Genomic DNA, 23,804 nt, shown 5'->3' on the forward strand with positions numbered 1-23,804 from the left:
GGCTCCCGCTGGTGCGGGCGGTCAGGCGGTGCCGGGGCGTAGCGCGCGCAGCCGGGTCTCGGCGGCGGTGGTGAGCTGCCGCAGCCGGACGGTCTCGGCATCCAGCGCGCGGATCCCTTCCGGGGTGAGGCGGTAGTAGCGGCGGAGCCGGCCGTCGACGGTCTCCTCGCGGTCGGGCGCGACGAGCCCCTGCGCGTGCAACCGGTCCAGCGCCGTGTAGAGGGTGCCCGGCAGCAGGGTGACGCGCTGCGCGGACAGGGCGGTGACCTCCCGGATGATGCCGTAGCCGTGCCGTGGACCGCCGGCCAGCGCGGTGAGGATCAGGAAGGTCGGCTCACGCATCGCGGTCACGGGCGAGACGATAGTCAGATCATCGATATATGGTCAAGGCCCGCGCGGTCGGGCGGTCGGGCGGCGGCGGCTCTAGGCTGGCGGCCATGCGGATTGGCATCGTGATCCTTCCCGACCAGCGCTGGTCCGACTCGCAGCGTCGCTGGCGGCAGGCGGACGAGTGGGGCTTCGACCACGCCTGGACGTACGACCACCTGGGCTGGCGGGACCTGGTCGACGGACCCTGGTTCGACTCCGTGACCACGCTTACCGCCGCCGCGACGGTGACCTCCCGGATCCGGCTCGGCACACTGGTCGCCTCGCCGAACTTCCGGCACCCGGCGACGTTCGGGCGGCAGGTCACCGCGCTCGACGACGTCTCCGGCGGGCGGCTGCTGCTCGGCCTGGGCGCGGGCGGCATCGGCTTCGACTCGGCCGTGCTGGGTGGGGAGACGCTGCCGCCACGCCAGCGGGTGGACCGGTTCGCCGAGTTCACCGAACTGCTTGACCTGATCCTCCGTGAGGACGGCACGACCTGGCGCGGGGAGTGGTTCTCCGCCGTGGACGCCCGGAGCGACCCGGGCTGCGTGCAGACGCCCCGGGTGCCGTTCGTGGTGGCCGCCAACGGGCCCCGGTCGATGCGGCTGGCGGCACGGTTCGGCCAGGGCTGGGTCACCACCGGCCCGACCGTGGAGGATCTGGAGAACTGGTGGGCCGAGGTGGCCGGGGCCGCCGCCCGGATGGACGCGACGCTCGCGGCGGCCGGCCGCGAACCGGGCACCCTGGACCGCTACCTCTCGCTCGACTCCGCGCCGGTCTTCTCCCTGAGCAGCGCCGAGTTCTTCGCCGACCAGGTCGGCCGGGCCGCCGCCCTCGGCTTCACCGACGTGGTCACGCACTGGCCCCGCGACAGCAGTTGGTACGCGGGCGACGAGGCCGTCCTGGTGGACGTGGCGACCCGCCTGCTGCCCGAGCTGCGCCGAGCCTGAGCACGCCGACGGGCGCGTCGGGGCGGCGCGCTCAGGTGCCGAGGTCCCCCGTGGCGATGCCGCCGTCGCCGCCCGAGACCAGCCGGAACCGGATGCAGACGACCTCGCTGTCGTCGGTCACGGGGGTGCCCACGCGCGCCCAGTAGGCGGCGTGACCCGCCCGCCACTCCTCGATGGAACGGTCACCCTCCCCTTCGGAGCGGGCGAAGTCCCACGGCACGTCCGCGAAGCGGACCACCTCGACGCCGGTGACCTCCACGACGCCGACCAGCCCGTCCTCGTCGTCGACGAGGGTCAACCGCTCGCCGACGTGTTCCAGCTCCTCGCCCTCCTCGGCGTACTCGGTCATCAGCCCGGCGGTCGCCGTCTTCACCCCGGCGAGGACCAGGGTGTTGAGCCGCGTCCGCAGCTCACCAGGGGTGCCGAGGGCGAGGGTGCGCAGTCCACCGATCCGAGGCCACATCCTGCCGACGGTACCGGCGCCGCCAGGCACCCGCCGTGGCATTTCCGCCCCCACCGTGGGTGCGGCGGGCGTTACGGTGGGTGGGGCGACGATCGGGAGGCGGCATGGCGGACAGGCGCGTGGTGCTCATCCCCGGTCGGGGCTACGACACCCGGTTCCCGCTCTTCGTCTACGTCGGCGAGGCGCTGCGCCGGGCCGGCTACGCCCTGCACGCCGTCACGTGGGAGGTGCCGGAACGGTTGGCACCCGACCGGGAGGGGCCGGGGCAGGCCGTCGAATGGGTGACCGACCAGGTCGCCCCGACCCTCGCCGAGCACACGGACCTGCTGGTCGGCAAGTCGCTCGGCTCGATGGCCACGCCGCTGGCGGCCGACCGCCGGCTGCCGGCCGTCTGGCTGACCCCGCTGCTGCACGTGCCCGCCGTGGTCGACGGCCTGCGCCGCGCCACCGCGCCGTTCCTGCTGGTGGGCGGCACGGCGGACCCGTCCTGGGACGGCTCGCTCGCCCGCCGGCTCACCCCGCACGTCGTGGAGATCGAGCAGGCCGACCACGCACTGATGGTGCCGGGCCCGCTGGCCCGCTCGGCGGAGGCGCTCGGCCGGGTCTGCACGGCCGTCGAGGACTTCGTTCAGATCAGCTGACCGGCATGTCGGCGGCGGCCACGGGCGCCGGCCGCAGCGCCGCCACGGCGGCAGGATCAACCCATGGGGCGATCCTCGGAGTCGAACCGAGGTTCAGGTCACGCCGTGAGGTCCGCGCCGTCCACCAGTCCCCGGACGCGCAGCTCGGTGGCGACCGTCGGGGGGCAGTCGAGCACGACGGTGGCGGTGCCGACGGGCTCCGCCCCGCGCGCGGCGCAGATCTCGTAGAGCGCGCGGACCTGCGCCCCGGTGGCCACCCAGTCGTCCACCACCAGCACCCGGTCGCCCCGGCCGAGCCCGTGGTCGCGTACGGCCAGGTCGACCCGCCGGCCCCGGAAGTCCGGCGGGCTCTGTGCCCAGGTGAGCGGCCCGGCGGGCAGCCGCCCGTCGCCCGGCTTGTGCGCCGGTACGAAGCCGACCCCGAGCGCCGTCGCGGCGAGTGGCCCGAGCAGGTAGCCGGTGACCGCCGGCGAGACGACCACCGTGGGCCGGGCGGCCCGGAACGGTGCCACGAGGGCTGGCCCCAGCCGGGCGAGGACCTCGGCGTCCCGCCACCAGCCGGACACGTCGCTGACCAGGTGGCTGGCGCCGGGGCCGGGGTCGATCCACCTGACCAGCGCGGCGAGGCGTCCGCTCAGCTCGGATGGCATGCACCCATCCTCCGGCACGGGAGCGGCCCGGTCGGCCCGGCCCTCGCCCCGCTCCGGCTCCGGGGCGCCGAGCCGCAGCTGTACCCGGGCCGCCCGGGCCACCACGGGTCGGATGATCGGCTACACGTATCACTGCAATTCCGGCCATACCACCGTGATCACGTTGACTTCGGAAGTGCTTCTCTCGTTACGGTCCGACCCGATTTGCTCGGAAGACGAAAGGACCGCACCGGTGACTGGCAGGCACTCCCGTACCCGCATGTTCTCCTCGCCGGCCGGCATCGCGGCCACCGCGGCGGTCGGGGTCGCCCTCGCCGTCGGTGGCACCGTCGGCGCCGTACAGCTGACCTCGGGCGCGCAGAGCGCCCGGCCGGCCGCCGTCGACCTCGCGCCCACCGGCCTGCCCACCGGCGCTCCCAGCTCGCCGGCGGTCGCGCCGAGCGTGAGCGCCTCACCGAGCGCCAGCGCGTCGCCGAGCGCGACCGCGAGCCCCAAGGCCAGCCGGTCCACCCAGGCGCCGTCCCGGAGCAAGCCGCGTACCGCCGCGCCGAAGCCCACCGCGACGAAGAAGAGCAGCACGGCCCGCCCGGTCGTCGACAGCGGCTCGTGCGGCGCGTCCTTCTACTCCGAGGGGCAGCTCACCGCCAACGGTGAGAACTTCGACCCGTCGGCGCTGACCGCCGCCCACAAGACGCTGCCGTTCGACACGAGGGTCCGGGTGACGAACCCGGCGAACGGCAGGTCCGTGACCGTACGCATCAACGACCGTGGCCCGTTCATCGAGGGGCGCTGCCTGGACCTGTCCCGGGCCGCCTTCGCCGACATCGCCTCGCTCGACGCCGGTCACGTCGAGGTCCGCTACGAGGTGCTCGGCTGAGTACGCGCCGGGTGGCGATCGGCCCGCGGACACGATCCGGCCGGCCAGAAGATTCTCGGACGACGGGCCAGGTTCATTCACCCGCTCACGTCAATCAGGCATGCTGTCCCTCGTACGCACGCGACCCTTCCAGTCGGGCCCCGGCCCACTGAGCCCCGGATCCCGCGCCGGCCTCGGCGCGGCCTTCGTCCTGCTCGCGATCGTCTCGGCCGTGGAACTGGCCGACGGCCGTCCGGCCAACTACATCGCGCTCATGGTGGCCGCGCCGTTCCTGACCGCTGCGCTGGCGTCGTGGCGGATCGTGCTCGGCGTGGGCCTGGCCGCCACGGCCCTGGGGGCCGGCTTCGCGCTGTGGGAGGAGACCGTGGCGCTGCCCACCACGGTCGCCGTCGCGGGCATCGCGCTGGGCACCGCGATCGCGGTCGCCACGGCAGCCGTACGACAGCGGCAGGCCGAGCGGATCGCCGAGCTGTCCCGACTCGCCTCGGTCGCCCAGCAGGCCGTGCTGCGCCCGCTCGGACCACAAGTCGGCTCGCTCTCGGTCGCTGCCCGCTACATCTCGTCCACCGCCACCGCCGAGATCGGCGGCGACCTGTACGAGGCGGTCGACACGCCGTACGGGGTGCGGATGATCATCGGCGACGTGCGGGGCAAGGGCCTCGACGCGGTACGGCTCGCCAGCATCGTGCTGGGCTCGTACCGGCACGTGGCGTACGAGCGGGCGGACCTGCGGGCCGTCGTGACCGACCTGGACCGGGCGGTGGCCCGCAGCGTGGGCGACGAGGACTTCGTCACCGCCGCGCTGGTCGAGGAGCGGGGCGGCACGCTCACCATCGTCAACTGCGGCCACCCGCCGCCGCTGCTGCTGCGCCGGGGCGCCGTGATCCCGCTCGAACCGCCGGCTCCCGCCCCGCCGCTGGGCTTCATGCCGGTGGTGCGCCCCCGGGTCGAGCGGCTGGAGCCCGGCGACCGGCTGCTGCTCTTCACCGACGGGCTCGGCGAGGCGCGCCGGGACGGGGAGTTCTTCCCGACCGCCGACCGGGCCTGGCGGCTGCTCGGCCACGGCACCGTCGGCGACGGGCTCGCCTCGCTGGAGACCGCCCTGGTCGAGTGGGTGCACGGCCGGCTCGACGACGACATCGCCCTGGTCCTGATGGAGTACACGGGCTCGCGCGGCGCCGCGACGGTCGCCGTGCCGAGCTGGGAGGTCGGCGCGGCCGAGAGCTGAGCCGACCGGCGCGGTGGGGCGCCGTTCGTACCCCGCTCGGCTGCGTCGTGCCGGCCCGCCGGATGTGGGTACGCGGGCCCGTTCGCAACCTGAACGGGAAGTGTGTAATCGCCGTCACTTCCGAGATCGGCTTGTCGCTGCCTACCCATCGGTAATACAGTCGGGGTTACTGATCGGTAACACCTGTCCGGAAGCGGGGCCAGTGAGCATGACCCACTACAAGAGCAACCTTCGGGACCTCGAGTTCAACCTCTTCGAGGTCTTCGGGGCGGACCAGGCGTTCAGCCAGGAGCCGTACACGGACCTGGACGTCGACACCGCGCGCGACATCCTCGCCGAGGTCGACCGCCTCGCCCGTGAGGATCTGGCCGCCAGCTACACGGACAGCGACCGCAACCCGCCGGTCTTCGACCCGGCCACGCACACCGCGCCGCTGCCGGAGTCGTTCAAGAAGTCCTACCGCGCGTACATGAACTCCGAGTTCTGGCGGCTGGAGCTCCCGACCGAGCTGGACGGCAGCAACGCGCCCCGGGCGCTGGTGTGGTCCCTCGCCGAGCTGATCGTCGGCTCCAACGCCGCCGTGTGGATGTACGCCTCCGGCCCGTCCTTCGCGCACGTGTTGCAGGTCGAGGGCACCGAGCAGCAGAAGAAGTGGGCGAAGCTCTTCGTCGACAAGCAGTGGGGCTCCACGATGGTGCTCACCGAGCCGGACGCCGGCTCGGACGTGGGCGCCGGTCGGGCCCGCGCCATCCAGCAGCCCGACGGCTCCTGGCACATCGAGGGCGTGAAGCGCTTCATCACGTCCGCCGAGCACGACCTGAGCGACAACATCATCCACTACGTGCTGGCCCGTCCGGTCGGCGTGGAGGGTGTCGGCGGCCCGGGCACCAAGGGCCTGTCCCTCTTCGTGGTGCCGAAGTACCACTTCGACGAGAACACCGGCGAGCTGGGCGAGCGCAACGGCGTCTTCGCCACCAACGTCGAGCACAAGATGGGCCTGAAGGTCTCCAACACCTGCGAGCTGACCTTCGGCGAGCACGGCGTACCGGCCAAGGGCTGGCTGCTGGGCGAGAAGCACGAGGGCATCCGGCAGATGTTCATGATCATCGAGAGCGCCCGGATGATGGTCGGCACCAAGGCCATCGCCACCCTCTCGACCGGCTACCTGAACGCCCTCGAGTACGCCAAGAGCCGGGTGCAGGGCGCCGACCTGACCCAGATGGCGGACAAGACCGCGCCGCGCGTCACGATCACCCACCACCCGGACGTGCGCCGTTCGCTGATGCTGCAGAAGTCGTACGCCGAGGGCCTGCGCGCCCTGGTCTGCTACACCGCCACCTGGCAGGACAAGGTCGCCATCGCCGAGGCGGCGGGCGACGAGAAGGCGACCAAGCTCGCCAAGCGGGTCAACGACCTGCTCCTCCCGCTGGTCAAGGGCGTCGGTTCGGAGCGCGCGTACGAGCTGCTCGGCCACGAGTCGTTGCAGACCTTCGGCGGTTCCGGCTTCCTCCAGGACTACCCCCTGGAGCAGTACGTCCGGGACGCCAAGATCGACACCCTCTACGAGGGCACCACGGCGATCCAGAGCCTCGACCTCATCTTCCGGAAGATCGTCCGGGACAACGGCAAGGCCCTGATGGCGGTCGCCGGTGAGATCCAGGAGTTCATCGCCACCGAGGCCGGCAACGGCCAACTCAAGGAGGAGCGGCAGGCGCTGGGCAAGGCGCTCGCCGAGATCCAGAACATGCTCGGCGTGATGACCGGCTGGCTGGGCGAGGCGCAGGGCGGCGACACCCGGGCGCTCTACAAGGTCGGCCTGAGCAGCCGCCGCTTCCTGCTGGCGGTCGGCGACCTGGTCGTCGGCTGGCTGCTCCAGAAGCAGGCCGACGTGGCCCTGAAGGCGCTGGCCGGCGAGGTTTCGGCCGCCGACAAGGCGTTCTACACCGGCAAGGTGGCCGCCGCCCGGTTCTTCGCCCGCGAGGTGCTGCCCCGCATCGGTGCCGACCGGCGGATCGTCGAGGGCACCGACCTGGACATCATGGACCTCCCGGAGGAGGCCTTCTGAGGTACGCCGTAGCGCGCCTCGGCGCGGCGACGGAGCCAGCCGGGGCGACCCGGCGGTGACTCGACGATGATCGGCACGACGGCCGGTGGGTGACAGCCCACCGGCCGTCGTCGTCCGTCCCTGAACCGGACGCAGCTCAGCCGGCATGCCGAGGCGGTGCCGGACGTGGACCCCCACCAACTCATCGGTGCAAGCGGCAGATCGCTCACGGAACGTCACGTCAAGCGACCCCCTGGACCTCACCCCTTCCCACGCTTTGCTCTGCAGCCACGGACGCACCGGGCACCGGGAGTTACTGGTGCGTCCGTGGCTGCAGAGCAAAGCGGCCGTGAGGTTGGGGGTGGTGGGGCGCCGATCGGGCTGCGGTCGGCCACTAATGCGCCATTGAAGCCGATAGTCCGATTCGGCGCATCAGGAGTGTGTGACTGCCGGTAGTTGTGCCGGCTCCTCCGAGTGTGGTCACCCTGCGTGGTGGAGGCGATGGCGGGTGGCCGAGGCGAGGACGGCGGCTGCCGGTACCGCAGCGGGCGGGCTTCGGCGGGTGCTATTCGCAGACCTCATCCGGGTAGCCGGGCGGTGTGGCGGGTAACCGTCGCGAGGCCACGTCAGAGAACGCCCAGAGCCACCGCACGGGGGAGTGCAGCGCACATGGGCATTGGTAGCGGAATCTTCCTGATCGCCATCGGCGCGATCCTGACCTTCGCCATCAGAGCCAACGTCTGGTGGGTCGACCTGCGCGCGGTCGGCTGGGTGTTCATCCTGGCCGGGCTGGGCGTCCTGCTCACCACGCTCTGGTTCTGGCAGGACCGCCGCAAGCGGGCGCGGACCCTCATCGTCGAGGAGAACCGGCTCTCGCATCCGACCGCGATGATGCCACCGCCGCCCGACCCGCCGCCGCCGACGGCACCGCCGTCCTGACCCACCGTCCACGGCCCGCGAGCCGGCCGGGCCTGCGAGCCGGCCGGGCCTGCGAGCCGGCCGGGCCTGCGAGCCGGCCGGGCCTGCGAGCCGGCCGGGCCTGCGAGCCGGCCGGTCCGCGCGCCAGCCGGGCCCGCGAGCGGCAAGTTGAGCCACCCGTCACGTGTCGACGGGTGGCTCAGCCGCGTGCGGTGTGCCGGTCGGTGATCGGCGCCCGGTTCGGGGCGAGTTCCGGCCAGTCGACATCGGGCCGGTGCACCACCACGTCGCTGGTGCGCATGCCGTCCTGGTCCGCCCGCTCGGGGTCGAGCAGTACCGAGAGCAGCGAGATGCCCGGGTTGTGTGCGATCAGCAGCACCGTGCGGGCGGTCGGGTCCATGGCCCGGAGCAGCGTGAGCAGGTCCTCCGGGTGCGCCTCGTACGCGTCGGCCTCGTAGCGCACGACAGGGGCGGGGCCGGCCGAACCGCCCTCCGGCGGAGATCCGGTCATTCCCATCGCCACGCCGTGCCAGGTCTCCCGGGTGCGCCGGGCGGTCGAGCAGACGACCACGTCCGGAAGCAGGTCGTGCTTGGCCAGCCACACGCCGGCGGCGGCCGCGTCGGCCTGCCCCCGCGCGGCCAGGGGGCGCCGCTCGTCCGGCCCCTCCCCGGGTGGCTCGGCCTTGGCATGCCGGAGCAGCACCAGCGTGCGCCCCTGGGCGGAAGCGTCCGTCATGCCCTCAGCTTGCCCGATTGGCGATCAGAGCGCCTGGGTAAGTCGATGGATGCCGCAACCTCATCGATGGCCGCGGCGGAAGGAAACGCCAGGGGACAGCCGAGGAGGCGACGAGATGGGCTTTGGTGGCAGTATCTTCCTGATCGCGTTGGGGGCGATCTTCGCGTTCGCCGTGGAGGCGGATCTCGGCTGGCTCAACCTGGCCGTGGTCGGCTGGGTGCTGATGCTCGCCGGTGTGGCCGGCCTGCTGCTCACCCTCCACTTCTGGAACTCGCGCCGTCGGGCGGTGGTCGCCCCGGCGCGCGGTGAGCGGGTCGTCGCCGAGCAGGTCGTGCCGGTGCAGGACGACCGCGTGGTGGAGGAGTACCGCGAGGTGCGTCGACCGCGCCGCACCGTCTGAGATCCGCGACATCTTCCTCCGGGGGCTCCGCCGCAGGGCGGGGCCCCCGGTGCGTGTCGTCAGGCGAAGAGGGCGAAGTAGATGGCGATGTGGTGGCAGAGCGCCGCCAGGAGCGTGCAGGCGTGGAAGAACTCGTGGTGGCCGAAGACGGTGGGCCACGGGTTGGGGCGACGGAGCGCGTAGAAGACCGCGCCCACGCTGTAGATGGCGCCGCCCACGCTGAGCAGCACCAGGGCCGTGACGCCACCCTCTTGCAGGATGTCGGGCAGCATCGCGACCGAGACCCAGCCGAGCGCAAGGTAGAGCGGGGCGGAGACCCAGCGCGGGGCGTGCGGCCAGACCAGCTTGAGCGCCACGCCGGCGAGCGCGCCGCCCCACACCAGCGCCAGCATGATCGTGGCCGGCCGGGGTTTCAGCAGCAGGACGCAGAAGGGTGTGTAGGTGCCGGCGATGAACACGAAGATCATCGAATGGTCCATCCGGCGCATGATCTGGTAGCCGCGCTCGGTCCACACCCGCCGGTGGTAGAGCGCGCTCGTGCCGAAGAGCCCGCACACCGTCACGCTGTAGATGAGGCAGCTGACCAGCGGGGCCCAGCCGGGCCGGGTGGCGGCGACCGCACTGAGCACGATGCCGCAGAGGAGGGCGACGAAGAAGGCGTACGTGTGCAGCCAGCCGCGCATCCGGGGTTTACCGATGTCGACCGGCTTCAGTCGAAGCGGTGCGGAGGTGGTCACGCAACTAGGTTACGGCACCGTAGGTTACTTTCAAGTAGAGCGTTCGGTCACGTGGGACGGCGGTCGACCGACCCTGGCGCCCCGCGTCCGTCGGGGAGTATGGCGGGATGCGGATCCGACCCGTCGGGGCGCACGCCCTGCTGATCGACTGTGCCGGCGCCGACCAGGTGGAGGCGTGGCGGGCCGAGCTGTGGCGGCGGCGCGAACGCGGCGAGCTGAGCGCCGTCGAGATCGTGCCGGCGGCCAGCACCGTCCTGCTCGACGGCGTACCCGATCCGGCCGGGACGGCCGCGCGGATCGCCGCCTGGCAGCCCCGCCCGGGCCCGCCCGGGACACCCGGCCCGACGACCGCCGCAGCCGGCGACGGGCCGGTCGAGGTCCCGGTGACGTACGACGGGGAAGACCTGCCGCTCGTCGCCGAGCACTGGGGCGTGGACGTGCCGGCGGTGGTGGACCGGCTGCGGCGTACCCCGTTCCGGGTGGCCTTCTGCGGCTTCGCCCCCGGGTTCGCCTACCTCACGGGGCTGCCCGCCGAACTGGCGGTGCCCCGACTGCCCACCCCGCGCTCCCGGGTGCCGGCCGGCGCGGTAGCCCTGGCCGGCCCGTACGCCGGGATCTATCCGACGGCCTCGCCCGGCGGCTGGCTGCTGGTCGGGCGCACCGGAATGGAACTCTTCGACGTGCACGCCGATCCGCCGGCCCGGCTCACCCCGGGCACCCGGGTACGCCTGGTGGCCGCGTGACGCGCGCCGTCGAGGTGCTGCGTGCCGGGGCGCTGACCACCGTGCAGGACCTGGGCCGGGCCGGCTGGGCGCACCTGGGCGTCCCCCGGTCGGGCGCGCTCGACCCGGCCGCGCTGCGGCTGGCCAACCGGCTCGTCGGCAACCCGGAGTCCGCCGCCGGCCTGGAGATCACGATGACCGGCTGCGACCTGCGGTTCCTCCGCGCGACGGCGGTCGCCGTGACCGGTGCCGACGCCGCCGTACGGATCGACGACCGCCCCGGCGACGTGGGCCGGCCGCTGGCGGTGCCGGCGGGTGCCGTGCTGCGGATCGGCCCGCCCCGCGAGGGCCTACGCAACTGGCTGGCCGTCGGCGGCGGCATCGCCGTCGAGCCGGTGCTCGGCAGCCGCGCCACCGACACCCTCTCCGGGCTCGGCCCGCCCCCGCTGCGCGACGGCGACCGGCTGCCCCTCGGTACGCCGACCGGACCGCCCGCCGGCGTGGACGTCACCGTCGCCGAGCCCGTCCCGACCGAGCTGCGGCTGGCCCTGCGCCTCGGCCCACGCGACGACTGGTTCACCACCACCGCGCTGGAGCTGCTGTTCGGCAGCGCGTACACGGTGAGCCCGGTCAGCAACCGGGTCGGCGCGCGACTCACCGGCGCGGCGCTACCCCGCGCGGTGGCCGGGGAACTGCCCAGCGAGGGCATCGCGCTCGGGGCGGTGCAGGTGCCGGCGGACGGCCAACCGCTGATCTTCCTGGCCGACCATCCGACCACCGGCGGGTACCCCGTCGTCGGGGTGGTGGACGACGTGACCCCGCTCGCACAGGCCCGGCCAGGGACTACGGTCAGGTTCCATGGACCTCAACGCTGACCTCGGCGAGGGATTCGGCATCTGGCAACTCGGCGACGACGCCGCGCTGCTGGACCTGATCACCTCCGCCAACGTGGCCTGCGGCTTCCACGCCGGCGACGCGTCCACCATGCGCCGGGTCTGTGAGGGCGCCGCCGCGCGCGGGGTGGCCGTCGGCGCCCAGGTCGGCTACCGGGACCTCGCCGGCTTCGGCCGGCGGCACATCGCGTACGCCTTCGCGGAGCTGCGCGACGAGGTCACCTACCAGCTCGGGGCCCTCGACGCGTTCTGCCGGCTGTTCCGCACCCGGGTCCGCTACCTGAAGCCGCACGGGGCGCTCTACCACGCCGCCGCCTGCGACGAGGCCCAGGCGGCGGCGCTGGTCGCGGCGGTCGGCGACTACGACGACCAGCTTCCGCTGCTCTGCCCGCCCGGCTCGGTCCTCGCCCAGCTCGCCGCCGGCGCCGGGCTGCGGGTGGTCGCCGAGGGCTTCGCCGACCGGGGCTACCTGCCCAACGGCTCGCTGGTGCCGCGCACCGCACCCGGGGCGCTGGTGACCGACCCGGAGGAGGTGGCCGGCCGGGCCGTACGGATGGCCGTCGAGCGGACCGTGGTCGCGGTCGACGGCAGCGTCGTCCCGTGCCCGGTCGAGTCGATCTGCCTGCACGGCGACACGCCCGGCGCGGTGCGCTGCGCCGAACTGGTGCGCGCCGCCCTGATCGACGCGGGGGTGACGCTCACTCCGTTCGCCTGAGCGGGGCCCCGTCCCGCGAAGGACGGGACCCGCCCGGCGTCGGGCCGTCACCGGGCGTCAGGCGTCGTCCAGGCCGCGGAGCACCAGCGGGAGCCGCGCGGCGGCACCCTCGACGACCCGGACCGGCACGCCCCAGTCCTGCCGGGTCAGGTGGCAGGCCGCGTGCTCGACGTCCGCGTCGCAGGTCGCCGCCTGGGCGGTCACCTGGAGCACGCCCTCGGCCACGTCACCGTTCACCACCAGCCGGCGGGACAGTTCGGTGCCGGTGCCCGCGCCCTCCACCAGCAGCTCCGGCGGCGACGCCGACACCAACAGCCGCGTCGACGGGCCGTACGTCTCGTCGAGCTTCTGCCCCGGCGCGGGAGTGAAGATCACGTCCAGGGTCACCTCGCCGGCCGCCACGTCGGTGGGCTTGCGTTCGGTGCGGTGCCGGGGGCCGTCGACGGTGCTGGCGCCGGCCGCCGAGAGCGCGCCCGGTGCCAGCCGGGTCAGCCGGTGCGCGGCGGACTCCACCACCAGCACCTCGCCGGACGGGGTGAGCACCAGGTCGCTCGGCTCGGCGAGCCCGTCGGCGACCGTCGAGACCCGGTCGCTCTCCGGGTCGAAGCGGCGGACCGCCCCGTTGTACGTGTCGGCGATCAGCACCGAGCCGTCCGGCAGCGCGCACACCCCCAGCGGATGCTGGAGCAGCGCCTCCGACGCCGGCCCGTCGACGTGCCCGAAGTCGAAGAGGCCCTGCCCGACGGCGGTGCCCATGACGTCGTTCTCGACGTACCGGATCGCGCTGGTCTCGCTGTCGGCCACCCAGAGCCGGGTGCCGTCGGCGGAGACGGAGAGGCCGGACGGCTGCGCCATCCACGCCTCCGCCAGGGGACCGTCGCGCAGGGCCTCGACGGTGGTGCCCGCGTACATGCCGGCGGTGCGCTTCACCGGGTCGAACCACCAGAGCTGGTGGATGCCGGCCATCGCCACGACGACCTTGTCGTCGTACCAGGCCAGGTCCCAGGGGGAGGAGAGGTCGACCGAGAGCGCGTCGTGCGAGTGGTCGTCGACCGTGGAACGCCACTGCCGGCCGGTGCCGGCGACGGTCACCACCTCGCCGTCCGCCAGCCGTACGCCGCGCAGCAGATGGTTGACGGTGTCGGCGACCACGAGGTCGTAGCCGGCCACCTCGGCGGTGTGCGCCGGCAGCAGGCACAGCCCCTGCGGCTCGGAGAAGGTGGCGGCCCCGGCGGGACCGTCGGCCCGGCCCCGGGTGCCCGCCCCGATGCGGCGGACCAGCGTCTCGCCGTCGGGCGCCAGCTCCGCCAGCGAGTGCCGGGCGGAGTCGGACACCAGCAGGTTGCCGCTCTCCAGCAGCACCGCCTTGCCCGGGAAGCGCAGCGTGGTCTCCGGCTCGGCCGGCGGGACGTACGGGCCGTCGCCCCGGTGCAGCGTGCCCTTCGCCTCGTGGGTGGCGATCAGGTCGTCGACGAGGCGGGCGAGCCCTTCGGCGTGACCCTCGCCGGCCATGGTCGCCACCACGTAGCCCTCGGGGTCGATCACCGACAGGGTGGGCCAGGCGCGGGCCGCGTACTGCTGCCACATCTCCAGCTCGGGGTCGTCGAGCACGGGGTGGTGCACGCCGTACCGCTCCACGGCGGCGGCCAGCGCGTCCGGGTCCTTCTCGTGCTCGAACTTCGGCGAGTGCACGCCGATCACCACGAGGACGTCGCGGTACTTCTCCTCCAGCGGGCGCAGCTCGTCGAGCACGTGCAGGCAGTTGATACAGCAGAAGGTCCAGAAATCGGCGATCACGATCTTGCCGCGCAGATCGGACAGCTTCAGCTCTCGCCCGCCGGTGTTCAGCCACTTCCGGCCCCGCAGCTCGGGGGCACGTACGCGCGGTGTCGTTCCCATGGCTGTCAGCCTGCCACGTCGCGCTGGGCCGAGCCGGGCGCCGTGACCCGGACGACAAGGATCCTCGGCCGCGCCGGGGGATCCTCGTCGCGCTTGCTTAGCGGCATGAGGCGGCCGGCGTCCGGGTCTTCGTCCGCCGCGAGCCTCGGCAACGGACGACGCCGGCAGACGTCCGCTTCACGATGGGCGAGTTCGCCGACCCCGAAGCTCAGCGGCTCGCCGAGATTGTGGCCGAGGAGGCTTCACAGGCGCGTGAACGCAGAAGGGCCCCTTACCCCGAACCGCCCTAGGGATAAAGGGTCCTTCGCATACATAGATATTGATTGTCGTCAGGCTGCGGAGATGTTGGACACCTGCCGCCGAGCATGGTTCGACAGTGGAGAGTGCCCGCAGTTAGTAAGCCTCGCCGGCCCGCGAGCCCAACTTTTCCCCGCGACTGCCGGGCCACTACAGTCAAGGGCATGCCGGAGATGGTGCAGCCCAAGGTCAAGCTCATCGCGTGGACACACTTCGAGGCCCCCGACGATGTGCCGTGGTCGACCGACGCCGAGGGCGACCGAACCTACCGGTAAACGACGACGGCACCCGCGCCAACGGGTGCCGTCGTAGGTAACACCCGCGCCAACGGGTGCTGTGTCACGAAATCTCCCAGTTCCTCCGCCAAGAAGAAGCAGGTGACTCGCTATGAGCACTGTACGTCGGCCCAATAATCGACGTAAGAGGTCCCCCAGTAATTACAACGTGTCGCGCCGCAAGAGTACGGATCGTGATAACTCCTCTGGACCGGAGGACCTGTCCACCCGGGGATTAGTCGTGCTCTTGGCGGGCGGCGGTGCCACCTACCTGGCGCTGATGCACCCGTCCGTCGGGACCGCCATCCTCGTTGGGGGAGCCGTCATCACCGCGCTCTACCTGCTCATGGGTGGGAAGCGGAGGCGGTAGCGAGGCGGAAGCCCCCGGCTGACCGGATCACCCCGGCGGCCGGGGGCTTCAACGTGCCCGGCGTCGGTGACCTGCCGATCGCTCGTCGGCGAGGGGTGCGGGTCGTGCAAGGGGTTCATCTCGAACCGGGTCATGAACCTGCACAAGAAGTTCGCCGACGTGATGGTCACCCACCGGCACCTCCCGAAGACCACGTTCTACAAAGAGACTGCCTCGGGCCGGCTTTCGGCGTAGTCGACGCCGCGAAGCCGGGCCTCGACGCCCTGGCGGACGACCGCGTGGGTCGAGCTGGGCTCAAGATGCCGGGCCCGGTCGTAGGCGCGGGCGAAGGCGCGGAAGGCGACGCGGGCGTTACCCCGAGCATCGTCGCCATGGATTACGGCGTATGCCCACGCGGCGGCCCACAACGTCGCGGCCGTCCAGCCGGCGGCCGGCGGGGTGACGTAGTCGGCGGGTCGGAAGTCGGCGGCCAGGGCGTCGCCGTGGCGGACAACCGGGACCGCCTCGATGTCGGCTCGCAGCGCTTTGCGGCGGCGCATCTTCGGGTTGGTCATCGGTCACCGCTCCACCGGGCCCGCGCGGCGCGACGGGCCCGCTCGGATGGCGACCCGTGGGCGGGCTTGTGCAGCCGGCCGAGAATCTGCGCGGCGGCCATCCGGGCTAGGCGTGCCTCGATCGCGGCGGGGTGGACGGTCAGCTGCCCGGTCGATCCTCGGGCGACCATGGCGGCGGCCAGAGCAACGGCGTCCAGCCGCTCGGCGGCGCTCCCCAACGCACAGGCGTGGAACAGCTCGGCAACCTCAGCGGCGGTCAGGTCGGGGCATTCGTCGGTCACGGCCTCGAAGGTCTCGCGAGCGCCCGTCGTCCAGCTCTCGGGGATTGGGGCGGGCATGGCGGACCTCTCGACGGGGCGTGGCGGGGCGGTGGGGCGACCCGGGGCCGGGGCCTACGCGGAAGAGACACACGCGGGCCCCGGCCACGGGGAGCCGCGCCCGTGTGGCTCCGGGGCGGCTGACCGCGTCGGCCGACACCGCCCCTGGGCGGCCGACGCGGGGAATGGAAAGAGGCCCGGTGCCTCACGGGCCGGCCCCGGGGCGGCCAAGGGGTTAAAGAACGGGCGTCGCCCAGTGCAGGAAGCGCCGGTCGAGGTCAGCCGGCGGCGTGCTGCTGTCCAGCTCGGCGAGCTGTTCGGCGGCCTCGGCCTTCAGCGTCGCCAAGTGGACCATCAGGGCCGTCCGGTTCTCGCGGTACTCGCCGAGGAGACGCAGCTTCGCCGAGGAGCACGGCCACGCGATCCCGCACGACTGGCAGCGCCAGGTAGGCCGGGACGGCAGGTGCGGCAGGATGCGGCGGGGGCGGTCCATCAGCCGACCCTCACGGGCATCCGGCGGATCGGCCGGCGGGACGCGGCAGGGCGCGCGGGCGCCGGTCGCTGCCACCGCACCCCCTCGCACAGAACGAACAGTTCCCGCTTCGCCACGGCGGCGCCCTTCGCGTCGAGCTGATAGCCCTCGAACCACAACCACCCGTCATACGTGTAGCGCTCGGGAATCTCGCGGATCACGCGGACGAAGATCGGGTTCACGAACTGTGGCGAGGCGGCGGGGGTCAGGCGGACGACGTCGCCGGCCTTCAGCTTCACCACCGGCTCCCGTTCGCGCGGTAGACCCCGGCGCGGGTCAGGCGCCCGGCGCGGCCGATGGTGTCGACCTCGCGGGTCGGGGCGTTCCAGCGCGGGGCGCGGGCGGTCGCGCGGGCAGGGGCAGGTGCGGCTCGGCCTGGGCAGGGAGCCGACAGGCCACACGAGCAACGGCGCCATAGCGATCGCCAGGTTCGGCGACGGCGTGGGGCGAGCGACATGGGTTTGTGTGTACGGCGCGTGGGCATACCGTTACGTTGACTGACTGTTGACAGGTAGTCAACCCCCTCGGTGACAAGTTGCCTACTCCTGTCGCCGGAAGGTCCGCCTGTGCGAGTTATGGCGCTTTCAGAGGTTGCCCACCACTTGGGCGTCTCGCGCCAGCGCGCCGCGATCCTGGTCGACCGGCCGGACTTCCCCGCGCCCATCGACACGCTGACCGTCGGACGCATCTGGGATGCCGCCGAGGTTCGGGCCTACGCGCAGCGGCGTGGACAGAGACTCGCGGACGAAGAGCCCGGCTGAAGTCAGGAAGCTGACGGGTCTATCGCCGAGAGAGGGGTGGCCCGCAGGCGCTCCTGCGTCCCAGGCGCACTGTGACGTCTAGCACAGGCTGATGCCGGCCGACGCGCTCCACGCGGCCCTATGCATCCCTATGCAGTCCGGAGCTTGCGCCGACGGAGTCGGGTGACGCGTCAAAACCGCCGGCAAACTTGACCTCCGACCCGCGACCGTCTGCAATGGATGCACCAGTGGAAACAGCGTAAGTCGCCTACAGGTTGGGTTCGACTACCCAACCCCGCATCGAGGGCGGCGCGCGCTGCTCATGCAAAGGAGGTCATCGCCTGACCCACCGTGGTCGTCAGCGCCCCACGGCGCATGAGGGGCCGAAGGGAGGTGATCAAGTCGAGCCGAAGGAGGAAGCATCAGAGCAGAAGGATGGCCCTGATCCCGCATGTTGTGCCGAGCAAGTGGCAGAGCAGAGGCCTGGGCACCGCAATCTTGCTGCAAGTAACGTACTGGGCGCTGAAAGTCGCCAGCATTATCAGGGAGTTCGCGCGGGGTGGACCCGTCTGACCCAGGGGTCAACGAGCCCACCACCAGCAACCGCAAGCCGTCGCCATGAGTTGTCGAGGCCCTAGGCGACTGACCTTTATTCCGGTGTAGCGCGTTGTAGCGCTAAGGCGCTGCAACGCGCTACACCCCGAGTGTAGGTCCTGCCCGCAGGAGTGAGTCAACGCAGTGACGGAGATTTTCGCCCTGCGGTGTAGGCATCGCAGGTCGGGGCGCTGCCGACTGCCCCGGCGCGCGAGAGCGCCCGTCCCCAAGTGGGGGGCGGGCGCTCTCGCGTTGAGTGACGCGCCGCCACAGCGCCAGCGCTGTCGGTCTTCGCGTCATCTGCACGGCGATCGGTCGAGTGCGACTTGGGCGGCGGCCAGGTCGTCGGCCACGACGGTGAGGAGGTCGTTAGGGTCGACCGTGTCGGCGATGGTTGCCGAGGTAACCAGGAAGCCGGCGGCGAGCAGGGAGGCGGTCGCGGCAGTCAACGCGGCGGCAGAGAGGGCCGGGGCCGCGACATACAGACGGATAGGGTTGGACACAAGAAGCGGCGAGATCATGGACATGACCGGCGCGCGGTGGCGCAAGAGCACGAAGAGCGGCGGCAACGGCGGCGACTGCGTCGAGGTCGCCGGCAATCTTCCCGGTGCAGTAGGGGTCCGCGACTCGAAGGACCCGACCGGTCCGGCCCTTGTCTTCGCCCCGGCCGCCTGGCGTGCCTTCGTCGCCCAGGTCGCCGAACGGCCCTGACCATCAGGCTTCCGTAGGCGCCCGTCCCCGGACCCTCGGGGCGGGCGCCTTTCGTTTCCGTACGACCGGCAGTGCCGTTGTCGGCATCCGCTCCACGGCGCTGCCGGCCGCTGAACACGACGGTGGGGCCACGGGAAACCGTGGCCCCACCGTCGTATTTCGTCTGCTACTGGCCTGCCGGCTTGAGGCAGAGCACCCGGTTGGTCCCGCCGCCCTGGAGCTCCACGTACGGCTGGGTCGGGTCGGCGCACTTGTCCTTGGCGTCCACCTTGGAGACCACGGTGAAGGCGCCCGCCTCGCCGCACTGCGCCGCCGCCGCGCTCTCGCCCGACTTCTTCACGCAGCTGCCGACCGTCGGGTCGAACGCCGGGGCCGGGTCGTCGCCGCCGACCTTGCCGAGCAGCATGAGCAGGCCCAGGGGTACCGCCAGGATGAGCACCGCCGCGACGAGCACCGCCGCGAGCACCCGGCCGTTGCGGACCTTGGGCGTGGGGGCCGGCTCGGCCTTCGGCTCCGCGATCGGCTTGAACGAGTCGAAGCGGTTCTGCTCCTGCTCCGGGCCGCCCTGGTCCCATGGGCCGGGCTGCTGCGGGGGCGGCGGGAACGCCGCCGGGAACGCGCCGCCCGACGTGGGCGCGGCGGTCGGGGCGGGCCCGTAGCCGGGTGCCGCGCCGGCGGCGGACGGCGTACCGAACGGGTCGGCGGGCCGGTCCGCGCTGTCGTGCGGCCGGACCCCGTTCACCGGCCGGTCACTGGCCGGCGGGTCGACGAAGGACGGCACGCCCGGCGGGAAGGCCGAGGGCGCGGCCGGCGAGGCGGGCGCCATCGGTGCGACCGCGCCGAAGACGGCGGTTCCGCTCGGCGCCCGGTCGCGGTCGTCGAAGCGAGCCTCCGGACCCTGGTCGAACCGGCTGTCGGGGCTCCGGTCGAACTGCTCGTCCGGTCCCTGGCCGAACCGGTTGTCCTGGCCCTGGCCGAAGCGCGGCTCGTCGAAGCGGGGATCCGGCCCCTGGCCGAAGCGCGGCTCCTGCTCGAACTGGGGGTCGGGCCCCTGCCCGAAGCGCGGCTCCGGTCCCTGGTTGAAGCTGGGCGCCGGCGGGTGGTCGGGCCGGTGCCCGCCCGGGGCGTCCTGCTCCGGCTCGTCCGCCGGCTCGGGGCGGGCCGGCCTGCCGTACACCCGGGGTTGCGGCGCCGGCGTGCCGACCGGCCGCAGGGCCTGGTCGGTGGGCGGCATGACCCGACTGGCCAGCGGCACCGAGGCGCTCGCCGACACGCTGCCGGCCGCCGGGTCGGCAGCCTCCGGCGACGGCACGGAAGCCCGCCCGCCCGCCTCCGGTGAGGTACGGGGTGCGGGGACCACCGGCCCGGCGGGCGACTGCGGCTCGTCGTGCCGGGAGCCGGCCTGGGCCCAGCCCGGCTGCTCCTGCTCGTACGCCTGCGGGGTGCCGTCGCGGCCCGGCTGCTCGGGGGCGAACTGGGCCGGCGGGGCGTAGTCGGCGGGCGGCGTGGCGGCCAGGCTCGCGCCGGGCACCCGCTGCTCCTGCGGCGGCAGTGGCACGGCGTTGGCCGGCGAGATGCCGGGCCCCGGTGCGGGCTGGTAGATCGGCGGCTCCTCGGCCCGCTCCGGCTCCCAGCCGTTGCCGGCCTGGGCCGGTGCGGGCTCGCCCGTCTCCGCGCGACCCCACGCCTCGTCGGCAGACCAGGGCTCGACGTCCGGTACGGCCGGGCGCTCGCCGCTGGCACCCCGCTGCGGCAGGCTCTCCGGGGCGGAACCCCACGGCTGCTGCCCACCGTCGCCGGGCATCGGGACGGATGCGCGGCCGGGCGGGGTGGAGGCGGGCTGTGCGGCGCCCCAGCCGTTGGCGTCCCGGTCGTCGGGCTGCGGCGGGGGGGCGGAGGCGGCACCCCGTGCGGAGCGCTCGTCCCGGGCCGACCACTCGTCGCCCTGGGGCTGGTCGTCGCGGGGCGCGGTCCAGTTTCCGTCCGGACGCTGCTCCGCACCGGCGTCCCAGCCGGGCTGCCCGCCCTGCTGCTGCTCGGCGCCGTCCCAGCCGCCGGAGCGGTTGGGGTCGTCCTGCTGCGCTGCGGGGGGCCAACTGCCGGCCGGGTCCTGAGGGGACCCGGCATTCCAGCCGCCGGAGCGGGCGGGATCGTCCTGGGCGGGCCAGGGCTGGGGGGCGGGTGCGGCCTGGGGAACCCGGGCGGCGCCACGGGCGGCGGGCTCGGGCTGGGCCCAGGCGGGCGACGCCTGCTCGTCCTGCTGCTGGCCGCCGCCGTTCCAGCCGCCGGAGCGGTTGGGGTCGTCGTGCTGCTGGCCGGCTGCGTTCCAGCCGCCGGAGCGGTTCGGGTCGTCCTGCTGCGCGGCCCAGTCGGCCTGCGGGGGCCGGTCGTCCGGCGTGGCACCGTCGGCCCGGGCGCCGGGACGCGCCTGCTCGCCCTGCTGCTGCTCGGCTGCGTTCCAGCCGCCGGAGCGGGCGGGGTCGTCCTGGGCGGGCCAGGGCTGGGGGGCGGGTGCGGCCTGGGGAACCCGGGCGGCGCCACGGGCGGCGGGCTCGGGCTGGGCCCAGGCGGGGGACGCCTGCTCGGCCGGCGCCCAGGCGGGCTGCTCCGGGCCGGCGTGCGGCGGCTGCTGCGGAGGCGGAGCGGCGGCGGCCCACGCCGGGCCGGACTGCTCCTGCGCGCCGGGCCACGCCGGCTGCGGCGATCCGCTGGGCGGCCCCCACTGGCCGGGCTGGGCCGGGTCGGTCTGCTGCGGTGCCTGGGCGGCCCACGCGGGGGCCTGCTGCTGCTCACCCTGCGGGCCCCAGGCCGGCGGGTTCGGTCGGCCCGACGGGGGCGGGGGCGCCCAGCCCAGGTCGGGGGCGCCGGCGCCGTAGCCGTTGTCCTGCTGTGCCGGGCGGTCGCCGTACGGCGCCGGTCCGCCGGCGCCCGGCGACACCTCGTCCGGCTGCTGGCCGGGGTGGTGCGTGCCCTCGGACGTCATGCGTGCGCCTCCTCCATCACCTGTCGGCCGCCGCTGCCGATCGGTCTTCTCGGCAGGGTGGCCGGCGTCGCCGGTGTACCGGCCGTGCCGGCTCCCCGCACCGTATCGGGTGACCACCCGAGGGCGTCCGGGGAGCACGGCCGTCACTCCCCGTGGCCGGACGGTGTCGAGCGGCTTCTATCGACTCGACTGTTCCGGGTCGGCGGGCGACGACCGAAGCCCACCGTACCGGGCGCTGGGGCGAGGTGGAATCCCGGTGCCAACCGCTGCGAAACGCCGATGACCCGCCCGGGGGGACCGGGCGGGTCATCGATCTGGAGGAGGTGAGGAAGGTTCCGGGCGTCAGCTCATGTGACGCTGGGCGATGGCGAGGATCTCTTCGCGGACCGCGGGCGAGTTCGCGGAGCGCAGCGCGTGCTCGATGGCACGGGCGCGGCGGTTGGCGTCGCGGCGGTTACGGATTCGCTCGATCATGCTCACGGGTCTCTCCTCCTGGCTATTCGGTTGTCAGCCCCTTGATGTCTCCATTGAACCCCAAGATGGCGCCAACTTCCATCGATTATTAGGTGAGCTGGGACACCAGCCGAACAATCGAAGGTGAGGGCGGCCTGTGACCCACGCAATCCTCTGTCTCTGGAGCCGGTCCGCTGCCGGGCGTGAGCACGCCCCCAAACGGACACGGCCGGTGTGCCGGGCGTCAACCCGTTGCACACCGGCCGTTCGGCTGGCGTCAGGACCGTCAGGTCCAGGCGAGCAGCGCCGCCTCCGGATCGGCCAGGAACTCCCCGATGTCGCGCAGGAACTTCGAGCCCAGCTCACCGTCGATGATGCGGTGGTCGAACGACAGGCCCAGCGTGGTGACCTGACGCGGCTTCACCTTGCCCTTGTGCACCCAGGGCATCTCGCGGACCGCGCCGAAGGCCAGGATCGCCGATTCGCCCGGGGGCAGGATCGGCGTACCGGTGTCCACCCCGAAGACGCCGACGTTGGTGATCGTCAGCGTGCCGCCGGACATGTCGGCCGGCGAGGTTTTCCCGGTCTTGGCCGTCTGCACCAGGTCGGTCATCGCGTCCGCCAGCTCACGCAGCGAGAGCCGGCCGGCGTCCTTGATGTTCGGCACGATCAGCCCGCGCTCGGTGGCCGCCGCGATGCCCAGGTTGACGTAGTCCTTGACGACGATCTCGTCGCCGGCCCAGGTCGAGTTGACCATCGGGTGACGCTTGACCGCCAGCAGCACCGCCTTGGCCACCAGCAGCAGCGGCGAGACCCGTACGTCGCGCCACTCCCGCCGGCCGCGGAGCCGGTCCAGGGCCTTCATCGCCCGGGTCACGTCGACGGTGAGGAACTCCGTGACGTGCGGCGCGGTGAACGCCGAGCGGGACATGTTCTCGGCGGTGAGCTTGCGTACCCCCTTGACGGGGATGCGCTGCTCGCGGTCCGCGCCGAAGCTCGCGGCCGCCGTGGCGGGTGCCGACACCGCGAGCGGCTCGGCCACCGCCGTGGCCCCGCTCGCCGCCCGCTGTACGTCCTCCCGGGTGATCGAGCCCAGCGGCCCCGACCCGGTCAGCGTGGACAGGTCGACGCCGAGATCCTTGGCGAGCTTGCGTACCGGCGGCTTGGCCAGCACGGGCCCACCGGCCGGTCCGTGACCGTTCGACGGCGCGGTGACCACCGGGGCCGGCTGCGTCGGTGCGACCGGCGTCGCAGCCTGGGCCGGCACCGGTGTGTCGCCCCTGCGGGGGCGGCGCTTGGCCGCCGCGGTACGCGGGCCGTAGCCCACCAGCACGGCGGTACGGCCGCCCGGGGCGGGACCGCCGATCAGGCCCGGCTCGACCGCACCCTCGGCCGGCGCCACCTCGACCGCGGCCAGCGACGCCGCCGACGGGGTGGGCAGGGCGGAGGCCAGCGCACCGGTCGTCGACTCCTCGATCGGCCCGGCGCCCGGGTCGGTGTCGATCGCGATGATCGGCGTACCGACCTCGACCGTGCTCCCCTCCGGGTGGAAGATCGCCTGCACCTGGCCGGCCCACTTCGCCGGGATCTCGACGGCCGCCTTGGCCGTCTCCACCTCGACGATCGGCTGGTTCAGCTCGATGACGTCGCCCACCTTGACGAGCCACGCGAGGATCTCGCCCTCGGTCAGGCCCTCGCCCAGGTCGGGCAGGTTGAACTCCTTGATCCGTGACATG

27 protein-coding genes and 1 pseudogene are annotated in these 23,804 nt (G+C 73.2%); 14 read left to right on the top strand and 14 right to left on the bottom strand.

What is annotated here, in order from left to right; genetic code table 11:
* Window positions 1-21 precede the first annotated feature (21 nt).
* On the bottom strand, window positions 22-342 hold the full coding sequence (locus CLT72_RS22855; protein ID WP_101415331.1) for a PadR family transcriptional regulator: 321 nt from the start codon (window positions 340-342) through the stop codon (window positions 22-24).
* Between the two features lie 95 nt (window positions 343-437).
* Between CLT72_RS22855 and CLT72_RS22860 the strand changes: the two genes are divergently transcribed.
* Window positions 438-1,319: an LLM class flavin-dependent oxidoreductase gene (locus tag CLT72_RS22860; protein WP_101415332.1), complete on the top strand. Its 882-nt coding sequence runs from the start codon at window positions 438-440 to the stop codon at window positions 1,317-1,319.
* 31 nt (window positions 1,320-1,350) lie between these two features.
* Here CLT72_RS22860 and CLT72_RS22865 read toward each other — a convergent pair whose 3' ends face one another.
* A complete protein-coding gene (locus CLT72_RS22865; protein ID WP_101413526.1) occupies window positions 1,351-1,782 on the bottom strand; it encodes an ASCH domain-containing protein in 432 nt (143 codons plus the stop codon).
* A gap of 104 nt (window positions 1,783-1,886) precedes the next feature.
* On the opposite strand from CLT72_RS22865, the gene CLT72_RS22870 reads away from it, so the two are divergent.
* A complete protein-coding gene (locus tag CLT72_RS22870) occupies window positions 1,887-2,423 on the top strand; it encodes an alpha/beta fold hydrolase (RefSeq protein WP_101413527.1) in 537 nt (178 codons plus the stop codon).
* Window positions 2,424-2,521: 98 nt separating this feature from the next.
* Here the strand turns inward: CLT72_RS22870 and CLT72_RS22875 are convergent, their stop codons facing one another.
* Complete coding sequence (locus CLT72_RS22875; RefSeq protein ID WP_101415333.1) at window positions 2,522-3,073, bottom strand: phosphoribosyltransferase family protein; 552 nt, start codon at window positions 3,071-3,073, stop codon at window positions 2,522-2,524.
* Window positions 3,074-3,305: 232 nt separating this feature from the next.
* Here CLT72_RS22875 and CLT72_RS22880 point away from each other — a divergent pair, with 232 nt between their 5' ends.
* From CLT72_RS22880 to CLT72_RS22895, 4 genes are all read left to right on the top strand, one after another.
* Window positions 3,306-3,950, top strand: coding sequence for a septal ring lytic transglycosylase RlpA family protein (locus tag CLT72_RS22880; protein ID WP_199184627.1), 645 nt, complete (start codon window positions 3,306-3,308; stop codon window positions 3,948-3,950).
* Window positions 3,951-4,050: 100 nt separating this feature from the next.
* Complete coding sequence (locus CLT72_RS22885; protein ID WP_101413528.1) at window positions 4,051-5,178, top strand: PP2C family protein-serine/threonine phosphatase; 1,128 nt, start codon at window positions 4,051-4,053, stop codon at window positions 5,176-5,178.
* A gap of 208 nt (window positions 5,179-5,386) precedes the next feature.
* Window positions 5,387-7,243 carry an acyl-CoA dehydrogenase gene (locus CLT72_RS22890; protein ID WP_101413529.1) on the top strand — a complete coding sequence of 619 codons (1,857 nt, stop codon included), beginning with the start codon at window positions 5,387-5,389 and terminating at the stop codon, window positions 7,241-7,243.
* Window positions 7,244-7,891: 648 nt separating this feature from the next.
* Window positions 7,892-8,161 carry a DUF6458 family protein gene (locus CLT72_RS22895; protein WP_013730795.1) on the top strand — a complete coding sequence of 90 codons (270 nt, stop codon included), beginning with the start codon at window positions 7,892-7,894 and terminating at the stop codon, window positions 8,159-8,161.
* A 178-nt stretch (window positions 8,162-8,339) separates the two neighbouring features.
* On the opposite strand, the gene CLT72_RS22900 is transcribed toward CLT72_RS22895, so the two are convergent.
* Window positions 8,340-8,876, bottom strand: a complete 537-nt coding sequence (locus CLT72_RS22900) for a SixA phosphatase family protein (RefSeq protein WP_101413530.1) — start codon at window positions 8,874-8,876, stop codon at window positions 8,340-8,342.
* 115 nt (window positions 8,877-8,991) lie between these two features.
* On the opposite strand from CLT72_RS22900, the gene CLT72_RS22905 reads away from it, so the two are divergent.
* On the top strand, window positions 8,992-9,276 hold the full coding sequence (locus CLT72_RS22905) for a DUF6458 family protein (RefSeq protein WP_101413531.1): 285 nt from the start codon (window positions 8,992-8,994) through the stop codon (window positions 9,274-9,276).
* A 59-nt stretch (window positions 9,277-9,335) separates the two neighbouring features.
* Here the strand turns inward: CLT72_RS22905 and trhA are convergent, their stop codons facing one another.
* A complete protein-coding gene (gene trhA, locus CLT72_RS22910; RefSeq protein WP_101413532.1) occupies window positions 9,336-10,013 on the bottom strand; it encodes a PAQR family membrane homeostasis protein TrhA in 678 nt (225 codons plus the stop codon).
* Window positions 10,014-10,120: 107 nt separating this feature from the next.
* On the opposite strand from trhA, the gene CLT72_RS22915 reads away from it, so the two are divergent.
* From CLT72_RS22915 to CLT72_RS22925, 3 genes are read left to right on the top strand one after another with little or no spacing between them, the layout of a single operon-like run.
* Complete coding sequence (locus CLT72_RS22915) at window positions 10,121-10,756, top strand: 5-oxoprolinase subunit B family protein (protein ID WP_101413533.1); 636 nt, start codon at window positions 10,121-10,123, stop codon at window positions 10,754-10,756.
* Window positions 10,654-11,610, top strand: coding sequence for a 5-oxoprolinase subunit C family protein (locus tag CLT72_RS22920; RefSeq protein WP_486484388.1), 957 nt, complete (start codon window positions 10,654-10,656; stop codon window positions 11,608-11,610). The genes CLT72_RS22915 and CLT72_RS22920 overlap by 103 nt, the downstream gene beginning before the upstream one ends.
* The gene (locus CLT72_RS22925) at window positions 11,594-12,343 is read left to right on the top strand and encodes a 5-oxoprolinase subunit PxpA (RefSeq protein ID WP_101413535.1); all 750 of its coding nucleotides are present in this window, start codon (window positions 11,594-11,596) and stop codon (window positions 12,341-12,343) included. The genes CLT72_RS22920 and CLT72_RS22925 overlap by 17 nt, the downstream gene beginning before the upstream one ends.
* 57 nt (window positions 12,344-12,400) lie before the next feature.
* On the opposite strand, the gene CLT72_RS22930 is transcribed toward CLT72_RS22925, so the two are convergent.
* Window positions 12,401-14,242 (bottom strand): NHL domain-containing thioredoxin family protein, encoded by a 1,842-nt coding sequence (locus CLT72_RS22930; protein ID WP_101413536.1) that lies wholly within the window; start codon window positions 14,240-14,242, stop codon window positions 12,401-12,403.
* 470 nt (window positions 14,243-14,712) lie between these two features.
* Here CLT72_RS22930 and thyX point away from each other — a divergent pair.
* Window positions 14,713-14,796: pseudogene (gene thyX, locus CLT72_RS22935) on the top strand (FAD-dependent thymidylate synthase); the annotation flags it as partial.
* A gap of 259 nt (window positions 14,797-15,055) precedes the next feature.
* Window positions 15,056-15,184: a hypothetical protein gene (locus CLT72_RS33005; RefSeq protein WP_486484310.1), complete on the top strand. Its 129-nt coding sequence runs from the start codon at window positions 15,056-15,058 to the stop codon at window positions 15,182-15,184.
* A gap of 197 nt (window positions 15,185-15,381) precedes the next feature.
* Here CLT72_RS33005 and CLT72_RS22945 read toward each other — a convergent pair whose 3' ends face one another.
* From CLT72_RS22945 to CLT72_RS22960, 4 genes are all read right to left on the bottom strand, one after another.
* Window positions 15,382-15,738 (bottom strand): hypothetical protein, encoded by a 357-nt coding sequence (locus CLT72_RS22945; protein ID WP_101413538.1) that lies wholly within the window; start codon window positions 15,736-15,738, stop codon window positions 15,382-15,384.
* A complete protein-coding gene (locus tag CLT72_RS22950; protein ID WP_101413539.1) occupies window positions 15,735-16,076 on the bottom strand; it encodes a hypothetical protein in 342 nt (113 codons plus the stop codon). Before CLT72_RS22950 ends, CLT72_RS22945 begins: the two co-directional genes overlap by 4 nt.
* 214 nt (window positions 16,077-16,290) lie before the next feature.
* Window positions 16,291-16,548, bottom strand: coding sequence for a flavin reductase (locus CLT72_RS22955; RefSeq protein ID WP_101413540.1), 258 nt, complete (start codon window positions 16,546-16,548; stop codon window positions 16,291-16,293).
* The gene (locus CLT72_RS22960; protein WP_101415335.1) at window positions 16,548-16,826 is read right to left on the bottom strand and encodes a hypothetical protein; all 279 of its coding nucleotides are present in this window, start codon (window positions 16,824-16,826) and stop codon (window positions 16,548-16,550) included. The genes CLT72_RS22955 and CLT72_RS22960 overlap by 1 nt, the downstream gene beginning before the upstream one ends.
* A 363-nt stretch (window positions 16,827-17,189) precedes the next feature.
* On the opposite strand from CLT72_RS22960, the gene CLT72_RS22965 reads away from it, so the two are divergent.
* Window positions 17,190-17,348: a hypothetical protein gene (locus CLT72_RS22965; protein ID WP_486484311.1), complete on the top strand. Its 159-nt coding sequence runs from the start codon at window positions 17,190-17,192 to the stop codon at window positions 17,346-17,348.
* Window positions 17,349-18,217: 869 nt separating this feature from the next.
* Here CLT72_RS22965 and CLT72_RS22970 read toward each other — a convergent pair.
* On the bottom strand, window positions 18,218-18,448 hold the full coding sequence (locus CLT72_RS22970; protein ID WP_144082313.1) for a hypothetical protein: 231 nt from the start codon (window positions 18,446-18,448) through the stop codon (window positions 18,218-18,220).
* On the opposite strand from CLT72_RS22970, the gene CLT72_RS22975 reads away from it, so the two are divergent.
* Window positions 18,441-18,632 (top strand): DUF397 domain-containing protein, encoded by a 192-nt coding sequence (locus CLT72_RS22975; protein ID WP_101413543.1) that lies wholly within the window; start codon window positions 18,441-18,443, stop codon window positions 18,630-18,632. The genes CLT72_RS22970 and CLT72_RS22975 overlap by 8 nt on opposite strands.
* Window positions 18,633-18,798: 166 nt before the next feature.
* Here CLT72_RS22975 and CLT72_RS22980 read toward each other — a convergent pair whose 3' ends face one another.
* The 3 genes from CLT72_RS22980 to CLT72_RS22985 all read right to left on the bottom strand — a co-directional run bounded on the left by CLT72_RS22980 (window position 18,799) and on the right by CLT72_RS22985 (window position 23,803).
* Window positions 18,799-21,615: an LppU/SCO3897 family protein gene (locus tag CLT72_RS22980; protein WP_101413544.1), complete on the bottom strand. Its 2,817-nt coding sequence runs from the start codon at window positions 21,613-21,615 to the stop codon at window positions 18,799-18,801.
* Window positions 21,616-21,957: 342 nt separating this feature from the next.
* On the bottom strand, window positions 21,958-22,095 hold the full coding sequence (locus CLT72_RS32390) for a hypothetical protein (protein ID WP_165947779.1): 138 nt from the start codon (window positions 22,093-22,095) through the stop codon (window positions 21,958-21,960).
* Window positions 22,096-22,354: 259 nt separating this feature from the next.
* The gene (locus CLT72_RS22985) at window positions 22,355-23,803 is read right to left on the bottom strand and encodes a dihydrolipoamide acetyltransferase family protein (protein WP_101415336.1); all 1,449 of its coding nucleotides are present in this window, start codon (window positions 23,801-23,803) and stop codon (window positions 22,355-22,357) included.
* Window position 23,804 lies beyond the last annotated feature (1 nt).

The sequence above is a fragment of the Micromonospora sp. CNZ309 genome (assembly GCF_002846525.1).

Coding starts and splice junctions, on each gene's coding strand:
- CLT72_RS22905 (WP_101413531.1), top strand. CDS start 8,992: ATGGGCTTTGGTGGCAGTATCTTCCTGATCGCGTTGGGGGCGATCTTC.
- CLT72_RS22975 (WP_101413543.1), top strand. CDS start 18,441: ATGGACATGACCGGCGCGCGGTGGCGCAAGAGCACGAAGAGCGGCGGC.
- CLT72_RS22855 (WP_101415331.1), bottom strand. CDS start 342: ATGCGTGAGCCGACCTTCCTGATCCTCACCGCGCTGGCCGGCGGTCCA.
- CLT72_RS22980 (WP_101413544.1), bottom strand. CDS start 21,615: ATGACGTCCGAGGGCACGCACCACCCCGGCCAGCAGCCGGACGAGGTG.
- CLT72_RS22900 (WP_101413530.1), bottom strand. CDS start 8,876: ATGACGGACGCTTCCGCCCAGGGGCGCACGCTGGTGCTGCTCCGGCAT.
- CLT72_RS22860 (WP_101415332.1), top strand. CDS start 438: ATGCGGATTGGCATCGTGATCCTTCCCGACCAGCGCTGGTCCGACTCG.
- CLT72_RS22865 (WP_101413526.1), bottom strand. CDS start 1,782: ATGTGGCCTCGGATCGGTGGACTGCGCACCCTCGCCCTCGGCACCCCT.
- CLT72_RS22895 (WP_013730795.1), top strand. CDS start 7,892: ATGGGCATTGGTAGCGGAATCTTCCTGATCGCCATCGGCGCGATCCTG.
- CLT72_RS22985 (WP_101415336.1), bottom strand. CDS start 23,803: ATGTCACGGATCAAGGAGTTCAACCTGCCCGACCTGGGCGAGGGCCTG.
- CLT72_RS22870 (WP_101413527.1), top strand. CDS start 1,887: ATGGCGGACAGGCGCGTGGTGCTCATCCCCGGTCGGGGCTACGACACC.
- CLT72_RS22945 (WP_101413538.1), bottom strand. CDS start 15,738: ATGACCAACCCGAAGATGCGCCGCCGCAAAGCGCTGCGAGCCGACATC.
- CLT72_RS22890 (WP_101413529.1), top strand. CDS start 5,387: ATGACCCACTACAAGAGCAACCTTCGGGACCTCGAGTTCAACCTCTTC.
- CLT72_RS22950 (WP_101413539.1), bottom strand. CDS start 16,076: ATGCCCGCCCCAATCCCCGAGAGCTGGACGACGGGCGCTCGCGAGACC.
- CLT72_RS22915 (WP_101413533.1), top strand. CDS start 10,121: ATGCGGATCCGACCCGTCGGGGCGCACGCCCTGCTGATCGACTGTGCC.
- CLT72_RS22885 (WP_101413528.1), top strand. CDS start 4,051: ATGCTGTCCCTCGTACGCACGCGACCCTTCCAGTCGGGCCCCGGCCCA.
- CLT72_RS22875 (WP_101415333.1), bottom strand. CDS start 3,073: ATGCCATCCGAGCTGAGCGGACGCCTCGCCGCGCTGGTCAGGTGGATC.
- CLT72_RS22970 (WP_144082313.1), bottom strand. CDS start 18,448: ATGTCCATGATCTCGCCGCTTCTTGTGTCCAACCCTATCCGTCTGTAT.
- CLT72_RS22930 (WP_101413536.1), bottom strand. CDS start 14,242: ATGGGAACGACACCGCGCGTACGTGCCCCCGAGCTGCGGGGCCGGAAG.
- CLT72_RS22925 (WP_101413535.1), top strand. CDS start 11,594: ATGGACCTCAACGCTGACCTCGGCGAGGGATTCGGCATCTGGCAACTC.
- CLT72_RS22955 (WP_101413540.1), bottom strand. CDS start 16,548: ATGGACCGCCCCCGCCGCATCCTGCCGCACCTGCCGTCCCGGCCTACC.